Consider the following 13052-nt stretch of genomic DNA (forward strand, 5'->3'; position numbering starts at 1 on the left):
GAGCTAGTGACTCCCGCGTCCGTGCCTGTTGCCGCCGCGGCTCCTGCTCCGGCGGCGACGGCCGGTGTGGCAGCCGTAGCAGCGCCGCTGCCTGACGTCGCGGCGCCAGCGGCGACACCGGTGCCCGCACCGGCGATGCCAGCACCAACCCCTGGCTCCATGCCGGGCACGCCGCCGGCTTGCGGCAGCCCTGCCGCGCCAGCACCCGGGACGAAGCCCGGCGTTTGCGCGGATACTCCCGCCAGGGATGGCGCGGTGTTGAGCACGCCATCGGATGCCGGCATCGCGGGCGCGCCCTGCATCACGGCGTCAGACGCGGAGATCGACGGCGCACCGTTCAAAACCGCATCCGAACCCGGCATCGCGGGCGCACCGTTCGACACGGGGTCGGATCCAAAGACCGAAGGACTTCCCTGCATGACGGCATCCGGTCCTGGCGCCGAAGCCGCACCGGGCGTCGCGCCAGACATGTCCAGCGCGGAAGGCGGATCGCCCGGCATGGCGCTCGACGCCGAGAGGGTGGGCGCGCTCTGCGTCAACGAGCCGGATGCGGACACCGCGGCGGCCGCGTCGCCTTGTGCCGAGGCGGTGGTGGGCGTCGACAAATCGCCGCTCAGGGCGCCGCTTGTGGATATCCCGGGAGCGGTCACGCCGGATTGCGAAGCGATGGACGGCAAGTCCGGCGCCGTGGGCAAGCCGCCATTCGTCGAGGATGCGGCGGAAACCCGTTGTGCGGCATCGCTGGCGGCCGACGCCGTGGCGCTGAGCAGGCTGCCCGCGCCTGCGGCCAGCGACGCAAGCAATGCTGCATTCGGCAGCGCGGTCGGGCGCGCCGTGGCGTCGTCCTTGCTCGATTCGTCTTGCGCGTTGCCTGCCTTCGAATCGTGCGGCGGGAGCGCAGGATGGGCGGCGCCGGCGGAGGCCGGTGTGCCGGAGGACGGCAACGCGGTCGCGGAGGAATGACCAGCGCGGCTTGCGGCGAACAGTCTCAATGCGGCTTGCGCGGCTTCTGTCGATTCGGACGGCGGATGGTGCTTGGCATCGGCAGGCGCGGCATCGGCATGCGTCGTCGTGCCGCCGGTCGCGGGGCTTGCCAAGGGGGCAACGGCGCCAGGCGCAGCGCTGCGCGGGGCATCGGCGCGACGGCTGTCGCTGTGGACGTGGGCCCGCGAGGCGCCGGCCGCCGCCATCGCGCCGGCCAATGCGGCCAGCATGTCAGGGGCTGCTCCCGACGTGTCCGTGCGGTTCGCATCCAGCAACGAGAGGTCGGCGGGGTGGCCTCCCAGGGAAGGCGAGGTCTGGATGCCTGAAGCTGAGACTTCCGGCGCGGCGGAGCGGGTCGTGGCGGAAGAAGACGCGCGCAGCGTGCCGCTCACGGAATCCGCGGCAGCCATGGTGGCGTCGGATGCGGCCGGACGAGAATTCAAGGCGACAGCTGCCGCCGATTCGCCGCTTGCCTTCGGCTCCGAGACGCGCTGCGCCTGGAGCGCGTCGTCCACTGAAGGGATGGGGTCCGACGCCTGCGCGGCGGGCGCGGTGGAGCCGGAGGAAGAAGCGCCGGTATTGCCTTGCGCCAAGGCTCTCGTGGCGACGCTGCTGCCGCCGGCGATGCTGGCGGCGAGACCTGCGCCCGCATAGGTGCCCGCGGCGCTGACAGCCGAGCCCGCTGCGTTGCTGGCGCCGGTCGCCGCTGTGGCAAGGCTCGAGCCGCTGCTTGCGCCGGTTGCATGGGCGAGTACATCAGCTTCCGTGTTCACGTCTGCTTCTGCGACTATCTGGTTGACGCCAGCCGTTGCGCCCGATATTCCCGGGGCGAGACCCGCGCCAGCGCTTGCACCGGCTGCGCTAGCGCCGAGACCCGCGACAGCAGACGCGCCCGTCGTTTCAGAGTAGATCCCCGCGGCAGTACTCGCGCCTGTTGCGCCGCTGGCAAGTCCTGCGCCAGCCGTTGCGTCCAGGGCGCCGGAGCCAAGGCCTGCCGTTGTGGTTATGTCCGCGGCGCCAGCGGACAGATTCGCGCCATCTGCTCCAGCGGTCAGGCCCGCGACAGTGCCAGCGCCTGTTGTGCTGGCCGTCAGGCCCGCGACAGTGTCAGCCCCCGCAGTGCTGGCGGTCAGCCCGGCACCGGCGCCCGTTGGCAGAGTATTGGCGGCAGCGCCGGCCGCCGCTCCCGGGGAAGAAGCAGTGGATGCAGCTGTGGCCGGGGTGGTGGTCGCGGACGTCTTGGCGGCTTGCACCGGCGTTGCGCCGTTGAGCGGTGCAGGCGTTGCGGCGTTCGCGGCGCTGGCCGAAGCTGTCGCAGTCGGCGCGGCCGTTCCGGGCATAGATGCCGATGTCGATGCGGAAGCCGGCGCCAACGCAGGCGCAGACGTGGCAGTCGCGTCGGCCGTCGTGGTCGTGTTGGCGGCGGCCGGCGAGCCCGCCGCGGGTTGCGACGCGGTTGCGGTCATCGCGTTGCCTTGCGCGCCGTTCGTGCCGGTCCCGGTTGTGGATGCTGCCGGCGCGGCCGATGCTGCGCTGGCCGGCGGCGATGCCGGCGGCGATGCCGGCGAGGCTTGCGCGACCGTCGCCGGGGCGTCTGCGCCGCCCGCAGCACCGGCAGCGGTGCTTGCGCCTGAAGCGGCCCCGGAACCGTCGACAGCGCCGGTCACGGCCGGCGCCCGTACGCCTGTCCCTGCGCTATCGACAGCGCTGGCCGCGCCGGTCGCGCCACCACTTGCGCCGGCAGCGCCAGAACCCAATCCAGTCCCCGCGCCCACACCGGCATCAACGCCGGCGGTCCCGCCTCCTATCCCCGCCAGTCCCGCCGCGCTGCTGATCATCTTGGACGCGCCTTCGGGCGCGACGGACGCCAGCATGTCCGTTGCAGCGGGAAGGGCGGACATCGGATTCTTGACGAGTTCAGCCGCCTTGGAAACGGCGCCCGCGGCGGAAGCGGCGCCGTCCAGCATGCCGCCTGCGCCCGGCGCTACCGTACCCAGCAGACCCTTGGCCGCCGGAAGCGCCGACAGGGGATTCGCGACCATGGCCTGCGCTTGCGACACCAGGCCCATGGTGTTCTTTGCCGTATCCAGCAGGCCGCCGACCGCAGGGCTGGCGCCGCCCAGCAGCCCGGGGGCGGCCGACAGCGCACTCATCGGATTCTTGGCCATGCTGGCCAGCGTATTTGCCTGGCCGGCCAGTTGCGACAGTTTGCCGGCTGCGCCGGCGGCGGTCTTGCCCAATTCGCTCAAGCCGCTCGGCACCATATCGCCCAACCCGCCCAGGCCCGTGGCCGTGCCTGCTGCGCCAGCCGCGCCGCCGAAGCCCGCCATCAGGCTCGTCCCGGCCTTCTTGGCGGCCGCGGCCATGACGCCGTCCTTGTGCACCAGCTCCGCACTCACGATAAGCGGATCATCGACGGTCGTGCTGGGCAAGGCGGGCAGGCTGGCGGCATCGCTGCCGGGTCCGACGAAGTTGTGCGTCGCGCCCTTGACCGAAAACAGGCCGGGACCCTTGAACACGATGTCCGCGCCATCGAGCGTGACGCTGCCGCCAGCCGCCTGCAGGGTGACGCGCTGGTTGCCGAGAATCTCGATGCCCTCGGCCGACGAGGTCACGGTGATGTCCTGTCCGGCCAGCGCCTCCAGAATGTCGGTATGCGCATGCAGGGAAACGGGCGCCTGCGCCGAGATCGCGCGCAGCGGGCCTTGCTGCGCGAACACGCTCGCGGACTTGGCCGAGACGGCGGCATACGTCTGCGTAGCGGCCACGTGCGCATCGGATTGCGCGGTGGCATGCAGATGTTCGCCCGCGTGCAGCACGGCGCTGGCCGGCGTGGCCAGGTTCAGCGAGTTCGGCGCATCGACCAGCAGGTGCGGGCCGTTGATGCGTTCGATGTTGGCGTCGGCCGTGCGTTGGCCGTTGAGCGCCTTGCCCGCGGCCTGGCCATTGACCTGGCGCGCGTAACGGCCGTCCTGCTCCGGGTCCAGCGCCTTGAGAAGCTCGTCGTAGTCTTCGGCAGCGGCCAGGGGCCGCGCCTGATGCTGGCGTGCGCTGTCGTTGAGCCGGCGCGAGGCGTCCTGCGCGCCACGCAGCAGCAGCAGCGCTTCCTGCGCATCGGCCTGGGTCGACTTGCCTTGTTCGCGCGCCGTGGCCGATACCAGCATGCCCTGGCCCGAGCGCAGCACGGCCCAGGCGTCCGAGCGCAGCTCGAAACCTGTGCCGCGCCACGGACCACGGCTGGCGTCGTCCAGGTGCTGCTCCACCAGATGGCCCAGTCCCAGTTGCGTGGCCGCGGTGGAACTGGCCAGGCGCGTACGCAGCTTGCCTTTGGTGTCGTCGAAGACCCATTGGTTGCGGCCGGCGCCATCCAGCCCCTGGCTATGCCAGCCGCTCAGTACGCCCGCGTGGTTGGCGTCGCCGTTCTCTCCCGCGGACCAGGGAGGCAGGTCCGCGTCGTTGTAGAGCTGGCCCGCCACGACAGGCTGGTCGATATCGCCATCAATGAATTCGACGATGACTTCGGTGCCGCCGCGCGGCAGATGGTGGGCGCCCCAGTTCGGCCCGGCCTGGGCGCTGGCCACGCGCAGCCAGGTGCCCGAACGATCATCGCCGGGCGCGTTGCCGCTGGCGTCTCCATGGGTCCGATGGGGCAGGCCGCCCGTCAGCGGCTTTTCGCCGCGTTGCCACGGGAACTGCACTTTCACGCGCAGGTCGCGGTCTGACGTGATGGGGGCATCGCCGGCGCTGACCACCACGGCGGCCAGGCTTTCGGGCGCGGTGGGACGGGCGCGCCAGGCTGGCATCAGCGCCGCCGCCTCTGGCTGCGCGCTGAACCGGTTGCGATAGGTGCCGCGTTCCATGTCCGGCATGTTCAAGACCTGCGCGGCCTGGCTGCCCAGGTTGTTGGTGGCTTCGTGCGTGACGTCGATCAGGACATAGCGATTGCCGGCAAGCTCATCGATGGCCTGTCCACCGCCGCCTTGCGCGTAGCGGTCGTGCTGGCTCAATGCGAAAGCCCGGCCAGGGGCAAGCGAGCGGGCCGTGCCGGCGCCCTCGAACCGCACCAGCCGCGACTCGTGCGCGCGCAGCGAACGCGCCACGCTCTGTTCGGCGGCGTCGTCATCGGCATAGCGGCCGTGGCCCGCGTAATCGTAGTCCTCGAGCACGGGCAGCGCTTCGACGCGGACCTGCGATTGCGATTGGGCGGCATGCGCCGTCAACGCGCGTTCGTTCCAGGCCGCGCGGGCCACGCCGCTTGGGCGCACGGACTGCACGGCGCCAAATTGCGTGATGCTGTCGCTGGTTTCCGTGGCGTCGCTGCGATGAAAACGCAGTGGCGACGACGGGTCTTCCGGGCGCGCCGCGTCCGCGTCGAAGATCACCACGCGATGGCGCGCGCCGCCGCCGGCGCCTTGGCCGTCGTCCTGCTGGTGTTCAAAGCGGTAGCACAAGCCGGCCTCCGCCAGGATGCGCTGCACGAACTCCAGGTCCGACTCGCGGTACTGCGTGCAGAGGGGACGGGGTGCGGGCGCGTCGGCAAGCTCGAAGGCGAACGCCGCCTGGGGATAATCCGAGAACACCTCGCTGACGATGTCCTGCACCGACAGGTCCTGGTAGACGAAGCTGTCGCGGCGCAAGGCCAGTGCGGCCATCCATGGCGCGGCGTGCAGGCGGTAGCGAGCCAGGCCGCCGTCGGCGCCCAGCGCGTCGGCGCCTTCCACCACGGCGTGCCAGCGCCGCATCGAGCCATCGGCCTGCAGCAGGCTGACGGTGATCTCCTTGCCCAGCAAGGCCGCCACGTCCAGTTCGGCGCTCGCCGCCAGGCAATCCAGCGTCAGCTTGAACAGGCGCGATACGCCTTCGCGCAGGCTCATGTGCTCGACCAGCAGCTCGGCGTCCAACGCGGTGGTCAGGCGCAGCAGGCGCGCGTTTTGCGACAGGGTGGCGATGTTCAGCGAAGAGTAGGCCGGGGCATTAGAAGGCAAGGCGTTCATAGGGCTGGGCGGTATTCGATCGGCGGAGCCGAAGGCGCGCGGGGTGCGCCGGAAGGGACGGAGGCTTGCGTGCGCGGCCCGCGCGGAATGCTGCTTTTGCGCGGATGGCGGGATACGCGCGGGCCGTGCGGATTCTGCTTTGCTGCCCCTAGGGCAGCGAAATCGTCAAATGTGCGGCGCGCGGCCCCAGCTTGACGATGTCGTGATAGGGCGCCATCGCGGTCTGCATCTCGGTGTTCAGGAAGTGGCCCATGCCAAGGAATGCAAGCAGGCCCAGCAACGCGAAAAGCGCCATGATCGACCACAGTGGCACGTCGCGCTTGAGCGTGTGCGCCACCTTGTCGGGCAGCGGCCAGTGCGGCGCGAAGCCGGTGCGCTTGCCGCGCAACAGCGCGATCTCGTCGCCCAGCCGCGCCGTCAGATAGCCCAGCTTCTCCTGGCCTTCGATCAGGTACTTGCCCTGGAACCCCAGCAGCAGGCACATGTAATAGATCTCCAGCGATTGCAGGCGCGGCGCGCCCTGTGCGCGCAGGTCTTCGAGCCGGTTGAAAAAGTTCTCGCCCGCCAGCTGTTCGCCGAACAGCGTCAACTGCAAAGGCTGCAGCATCCAGGCGTCGCGAATCGCGAACCGGGAATTCAACACGGTCTCGTCCACGGCGGCGCAGAACGCGTATTTGGTGGCGTATACGTCCTCGGCGGCTATGTCCATTTTCTTGGCCGCGCGTTCGTAGTCCGCCAGGAACTGCTGCACGTGCGCGGAAAAGGCGGCCGCGTCGGTGGGTTCCTGCCCGCTCTTGAGCAGGAACAGCATCAGGAAGCCGTCATACAGCAGATCCAGCAATGACCTGGCGGGGCGGCTCGCGTGAAACTCTGCCGCGCGCGGCGGCAGCGTTGCGCCAGGCATGAGGGAAGGGGCGTCAGCGGTCATGGCGGTGTCTTTCCTGTCAGCGGGTCACTGCGATCAAATCCAGCTTGAGTTCGGGAATTCCGGCGGGCGCATAGATGGCAATGCTGCGCGCCTGCAGCATGCGGTCATACAGCGAGCCGCGCGCCTGCAGGGCGAAATAGATGGCGCCCGGCTTGACGGGAACGGCGGGCGGCACCTGCGGCGTGTAGGCGAGCGGCACACCCGGCATGGCGGACAGCACCAGCTTGTCCACATCCTCGGGCGCGCCCACCTTGAAGCGCATGGGCACGCTCTCCGACAATTCCGCGGCGGGCATCGCGGCCTGGACCGCCAGGTACAGCGAGGTGGTTTCGTCGAGCTTTTCGGAGTCGAGCCGGCCCGTGTGGAACGAAGGGCGCAGTTCTTCGAGAACGATGGAGAAGTAACGCGTCGAGATCACGGTTTCGAGCAGGTCGCGCAGGATCTCGTCCATGCGGGCAAACGCGGGTCCGGGCGCATCGTGGCGATACACCGGCAGATCCGCCAGCGTGTGCACCTTCGAAAACGTCATCAGCGCGCCTGCCAGCCGCGCCAGCTCCTGGAACAGGCGTTCGGGATGCAGCTGCGGGTGATGGAACAGGTGCGACAGCGTGGCATAGGCTTCATTGGCGGTGTGCAGCAGCCAGAACGAGGCGACGTCGCCCGAGCGGAACTCGATGATGTTCTTGCTGGGTTCGCGATGAAAGCCGTACAGCGCGTTGACCTTGGCCTGCAGGGCGTCGAGCAGCCGGCGCAATTGTTCGTGCAGCGCGCCCGATGCGGTCAGCGACAGGCTGGGCGCGATGAAGGTCGTGTCCAGTTCGTAGCCTGCGCTGGCCGTGCGTCGCACGCGGGCCACGGGGATCGCCAGCAGTTCGTCACGCGGTTCGAACTCGGAAATCAGGCGCACATCTTTGCGCAGCAATGCCAGTTCGGCGGTGGTGGCGCCGGTGTAGAGATCGGGCGCGGGCGTATTGTTGTGCGTGTAGCGCGTGTCGAAGCTGCCCGTGGCCTGGGCGTCGCGGTAGTTGCCGCCGATCGCCTTCAGTGGATGGATGGCCAGATAGAAAACGGCTTCGCTCACGCCATCCAGCGCCGTCAGCGCAACGGGCGGGGGCAGCTCATCGCCATGCGGCGCGCTGTAGAGTTCGCCATCCGGAAACACGGCGCTCATTTCGGTGGCGCGCAACATGCCATTGGCGAGCGCCGAGGCATCGAAGCGCGCAGACCGCAGGCCCCACGCATAGGGATGCAGCACTCGGGCCATCTCGGCCAGCCGGTCTTCGTGATACGCGTCCTGCCGCTGGAAATGCTGCGGACGCAGGAACAAACCTTCGCCCCAAAGGACTTTGGCTGAGTAACTCAAAATAGGCGCTCCCTCTTTCGTCTTTCTTGGCTTCTATGTCGCTATATATAGATAGAAGGGTTGGATGAACGGCGGTTTGCCACGATGCGCTTCAACCCGGGCACTGCACGCCGGATAAGCGTGACGGGTCGTAGCTGGGTATGCCCACCGGCAACGTGGGGTTGCCTGTGGCCACCGTCAGCGCGCACGCGTGCGCGCCCAGGACGATGCCGCTGTCTTCCGCGTCTTCAACCTTGAATACATACTTCCAACGCATTGGCGCGGGCGCGTAAAACAGGCCGGCGACAGCGATGTAATCCGCTTGCTTGGGGACTTTTTCGACGGTTTCGTAACGCTGTCCCGGCGTGAGCGTGAGCTCGCGCGCACCCAGCAGCGATTCGCCCAGCGCCGCTTTCTCCCCGGCAGTGTCTATCAATTGCGTGAGCGGCGCACGCTGGAATTGCTCAGGATTCTTCAGGTAGTATATTTTTGTAACTACCGCCATCGCCTGACCGCCGCCGGCATTCAAATTTTCTCCGGCGTGAATCGCCAATTTCACTTCCACAGGCGCGTTTTCGGGCTTTTTCAGGCCCGCCATCTCCATCGCGTTGCCCGTCAATCCGGCGACTGCGCCAATGGCCGAAACGGCCGCACATCCAGTAACGGCGGCGCTTGCAAGCAAGCTCAAGGTCACTGCGAACAAACGTGATAAATGGATATGTTTGGACATGGCTCTTTATACCGGAAGTGTGTGAAGCAATACAGATCGCGGCATGATGCGTGCAAATTCGATGCAAGTAACATGAAGACACTCGCTGTAGCGCTGCACTAACAAAAGGTTGTTGAAATACGGCCCCTAGTTACAACCTTGCTAGGTGCTTAAAAATGCCCTTTCCCCGCCTCGTTGTCATCGCAGGTGTCGTTGCATTGATGGCCGGCTGCGCGTCCGTAAAGCCGCAGTCGGAAGCCGAATACAAACAATCCCTGGCCGCAGCGGAAAAGACGCTGGAACAGAAGGGGGCCGACCAGGCTGTCGCGCAGTTTGAGGAGATCGCCCAGCGCAATCCGTCCAAGGGCGAGCCTTGGTCCTACATTGCGAAGATCCGCTTCGACCAGCAGAAGTACGGCGAGGCGATCGTGGCCGCCGATGAAACCCTGAACCGCGATCCGGATGATTTTGTGGCCAAGTCGGTGCGCGCCGTGGGCGGCCTGCGCGTGGCCATGCAGTCGCTCGCCGACCTGCGCGCCGACGCGCTGCTTGCTGGCAATGCCCGTGCGGACGCCGTGGCGCTGGCCGCGTCGATGCGCGAAACGCTGGGCCAGGACGTGCTGTTTCCTGAAGGAAAACGTCCGCCGCCGCGCCCGCGCCAACCGCGCAAGGACCCCGTGGCAGGCACCCCGGCACCGACCTCGGCGGCCGCTGCGGCGCAGCCGACGACCACGCCTTCCACTTCGCCTGCAAGCGGGCCCGCCAGTACGCCCGCCGCCCAGCCGTCCCCGCAGCAACCCGCCAACCCGCCCGCCCAGCAGCCCAACCGCGCGCCGAATCCGTTCGGCGACCTGCTGACCAAGTGATTCGCCCGGGAGCGGGCCGCCCTCATGGCGGCGTGCCCCTGACCGACAGACAAGATCCTTTGCACGGAGCCTTCCATGGCCAAGAAAGAAAGCGTTCAGAAACGATTGCAGAAAGTCCGTCCGCCGCGCGTTCAGCTCACGTATGACGTGGAGAAGGGCGACGCCATCGAACAGAAGGAGCTTCCCTTTGTGGTGGGCGTGGTGGGCGATTTTTCGGCGCAGTCCGAAGCCGAGCTTCCCCGCTTGAAGGACCGCAAGTTCGTCAACATCGATGTCGATAATTTCGACGATGTGATGCGCGGGCTGGAACCGCGCGCGGCGTATCGCGTGAAGAACCGCCTGACCGATGAGGGCGGCACGTTCGGCGTCGACATGAAATTCCGTTCCATCGAGGATTTCCGTCCGGAGTCCGTGGTGCAGCAGGTGGATCCGCTGCGCGAGCTTCTGGACATCCGCACCAAGCTGGCCGATCTGCGCAACAAGCTCGCCGGCAACGACAAGCTCGAAGACCTGCTGGGCGAAGTGCTGACCAGCACCGAGAAGCTGCAACAGCTGACCAGCGAGACCGACAAGGGAGGCCGCAATGAGTAATTCCGCCGCCGCGCAAAACACCGCCGCCAACGCCGCCGAAGCGCAGAGCGGGCTGCTGGACCAGATCGTCGAGCAAAGCCGCGTCGCCAAATCCACCGCCGAGCATGATCGCGCCAAGGACATCATTGGCGAGCTGGTGCGCGAAGTCATGAAGGGCACCGTGGTGGTGTCGGACAACCTGTCGGCCATGCTGGACGCGCGCGTCGCCGAACTGGACCGCCTGATCTCGGCCCAGCTCAGCGAAGTGATGCACGCGCCCGAGTTCCAGAAGCTGGAGAGCACCTGGCGCGGCCTGCACTATCTGTGCCAGGAAACCGACACCAGCCCGATGCTGAAGATCAAGGTGCTGAACACCACCAAGCGCGACCTGGTGCGCGACTTCCAGACGGCGATCGACTTTGATCAGAGCCTGATGTTCAAGAAGGTGTACGAAGAGGAATTCGGCACGTTCGGCGGCGCTCCGTTCGGTGCGCTGCTGGGCAACTTCGAGATCACGCGCCAGCCCGAGGACATGTACTTCATCGAGCAGATGTCGCACGTGGCTGCCGCCTCGCACGCGCCGTTCATTGCGTCGGCCTCGCCCGAGCTGCTGGGGCTGGACAGCTTTGCCGACCTGGGCCGCCCGCGCGACCTGGCCAAGGTATTCGACACGGTGGAATACACCAAGTGGCGCAGCTTCCGCGACTCGGAAGATTCGCGTTATGTCGGCCTGACCATGCCGCGCTTCCTCGGCCGCCTGCCGTACGACCCGGTGGAGGGCACCACGGTCGAAGGCTTCAACTTCGTCGAGGACGTGGACGGCACCGACCATTCCAAATACCTCTGGTGCAACGCCGCGTGGGCCTTTGGTGCCCGCCTGACGGCGGCATTCGCCGACTTCGGCTGGTGCGCGGCCATCCGTGGCGTGGAAGGCGGCGGGCTGGTCGAGAACCTGCCCACGCACACGTTCAAGACGGACGATGGTGAAATCGCGCTCAAGTGCCCGACCGAAATCGCCATCACGGACCGCCGCGAAAAAGAACTGAGCGACCAGGGGCTGATTCCGCTGGTGCATTGCAAGAACTCGGATTACGCAGCCTTCTTCGGCGCCCAGTCGGTGCAGAAGGCCAAGAAGTACAACACGGACAGCGCCAACGCCAACGCGGTGTTGTCGGCGCAGCTGCAGTACATCTTCTCGGTATCGCGCGTGGCGCACTACCTGAAGGCGATGATGCGCGACAAGATCGGCAGCTTCGCGTCGGCGCAGTCCGTAGAGAGTTTCCTGAATCGCTGGGTATCGCAGTATGTGCTGCTGGACGACAACGCGACGCAGGAACAAAAGGCGCAGTTCCCGCTGCGCGAAGCTTCGGTGCAAGTGGCCGAGGTGCCCGGTCGTCCCGGCGTTTTCCGAGCCGTGGCGTTCTTGCGGCCGCATTTCCAGCTTGACGAACTCTCGATTTCGTTGCGCCTGGTTGCCGAACTTCCGGCCCAGGCTCAGAAATCCTGAGCGTCATTGCACTGACAACTCATCCATTAAAAGAGGTTATCAACAATGAAGGACATCTACGTCAAGTTCGGCAATCCGGCGCTCAAGGGCGAGTCGCAAGACAAGGACCACCCGGATTGGATCGAAGTCAGCTCGTGGCGCCACGAGATCATCCAGCCGCGTTCGGCCACCGCGTCGACGTCGGGCGGCCATACCGCCGAGCGGACCGAACATGGGGAAATGGTCTTCACCAAGGATCTGGACGTCGTCAGCCCGCTGCTGTATCAGCACGCGTCGGGCGGCACCACGTTCGACGAAGTCACCATCGACTTCCTGCGGGCAGACGGCGAGGGCAACCGCGTCAAGTACCTCGAGATCAAGCTGAAGTACGTGATCATCGCGCGCGTGGCGCCGGAAGTGGTTGCCGAAGGCCTGCCGCACGAGTCCTTCTCGCTGAAGTATGCCGCCGTGCAATGGAAGTACACGCAGCAGAAGGTGGGCGGCAATCAGGGCGGCAACGCCCAGGGCGCCTGGAGCCTGACCAAGAACGACAAGACCTACTCGGTCTGATCGCGCTGGACAGGCAGGAAGACCGCGGCCCGGACCGGGTCGCCGTCTTTTTTTGGTTGAGGCCCCGATGAAAGGATTCGAACCGAGTCTCTTCGACAAGCTGTTCGAAGCGGAGGGCCAGTCGCCCTATGCGTTGCGCCGCTTGTCGATCGAGGAAATGAAGGAGACGGTGGCGCGCGACATCGAGGCCCTGCTGAACACCCGCATGGTGTTCACCGAGGACGATCTGCGGCGCTACCCGAACTGCCGGCGCTCGCTGCTGACGTACGGACTGTCGGACTTTTCCGGGCTGAGCCTGGCGAGCCACTACGACCGCGAGTTCATCTGCCGCTCGCTTGAACAGGCGATTGCGCGGCACGAGCCCAGGCTGACGCATGTGCGCGTCATGCTGCAGGTCGACAGCCGGGCGACCTCGGTGCTGTATTTCGCGATTACGGCCATGCTGGACGTGGGGCCCGCCCACGAGCCCGTGACCTTCGACGCGACGTTGCAGCCGTCGACCTTGCAGTACTCCGTGACCAAGGGCTGGGCCAAAAGCCCGGCCACGGTCTGACGCATCAAACCGTGGTGCAGGTGCTCCGGCGCGCTGGACAGGAAGACATC

The 13052-nt window shown here is 66.9% G+C and carries 9 protein-coding genes; 5 read left to right on the plus strand and 4 right to left on the minus strand.

Going from position 1 to position 13052, the window contains the following annotated elements; genetic code table 11:
- The 4 genes from tssI to tssJ all read right to left on the minus strand — a co-directional run.
- The coding region (tssI, locus tag ABE485_RS26025; RefSeq protein ID WP_346518135.1) for a type VI secretion system tip protein TssI/VgrG at positions 1-5969 on the minus strand (5969 nt) is incomplete at its 3' end.
- A 157-nt stretch (positions 5970-6126) separates the two neighbouring features.
- Positions 6127-6906, minus strand: coding sequence for a DotU family type IV/VI secretion system protein (locus ABE485_RS26030; protein WP_430795468.1), 780 nt, complete (start codon positions 6904-6906; stop codon positions 6127-6129).
- 16 nt (positions 6907-6922) lie between these two features.
- Positions 6923-8269, minus strand: a complete 1347-nt coding sequence (tssK, locus tag ABE485_RS26035) for a type VI secretion system baseplate subunit TssK (protein WP_346518136.1) — start codon at positions 8267-8269, stop codon at positions 6923-6925.
- 91 nt (positions 8270-8360) lie between these two features.
- Entirely contained in the window at positions 8361-8978 is a 618-nt protein-coding gene (gene tssJ / locus ABE485_RS26040) for a type VI secretion system lipoprotein TssJ (protein WP_346518137.1), read from the minus strand.
- 155 nt (positions 8979-9133) lie between these two features.
- On the opposite strand from tssJ, the gene ABE485_RS26045 reads away from it, so the two are divergent.
- The 5 genes from ABE485_RS26045 (at position 9134) to tssE (ending at position 13002) form a co-directional block, all read left to right on the plus strand.
- Positions 9134-9823 (plus strand): hypothetical protein, encoded by a 690-nt coding sequence (locus ABE485_RS26045; RefSeq protein ID WP_346518138.1) that lies wholly within the window; start codon positions 9134-9136, stop codon positions 9821-9823.
- A 75-nt stretch (positions 9824-9898) separates the two neighbouring features.
- Complete coding sequence (gene tssB / locus ABE485_RS26050; RefSeq protein ID WP_346518139.1) at positions 9899-10414, plus strand: type VI secretion system contractile sheath small subunit; 516 nt, start codon at positions 9899-9901, stop codon at positions 10412-10414.
- Complete coding sequence (tssC, locus tag ABE485_RS26055) at positions 10407-11900, plus strand: type VI secretion system contractile sheath large subunit (RefSeq protein WP_346518140.1); 1494 nt, start codon at positions 10407-10409, stop codon at positions 11898-11900. The genes tssB and tssC overlap by 8 nt, the downstream gene beginning before the upstream one ends.
- A gap of 45 nt (positions 11901-11945) precedes the next feature.
- Complete coding sequence (locus ABE485_RS26060; RefSeq protein WP_006226591.1) at positions 11946-12449, plus strand: Hcp family type VI secretion system effector; 504 nt, start codon at positions 11946-11948, stop codon at positions 12447-12449.
- Positions 12450-12516: 67 nt separating this feature from the next.
- A complete protein-coding gene (gene tssE, locus ABE485_RS26065; RefSeq protein WP_346518141.1) occupies positions 12517-13002 on the plus strand; it encodes a type VI secretion system baseplate subunit TssE in 486 nt (161 codons plus the stop codon).
- Positions 13003-13052 lie beyond the last annotated feature (50 nt).

Source organism: Achromobacter spanius, assembly GCF_039673305.1.
GTDB lineage: Bacteria > Pseudomonadota > Gammaproteobacteria > Burkholderiales > Burkholderiaceae_B > Achromobacter > Achromobacter spanius_F.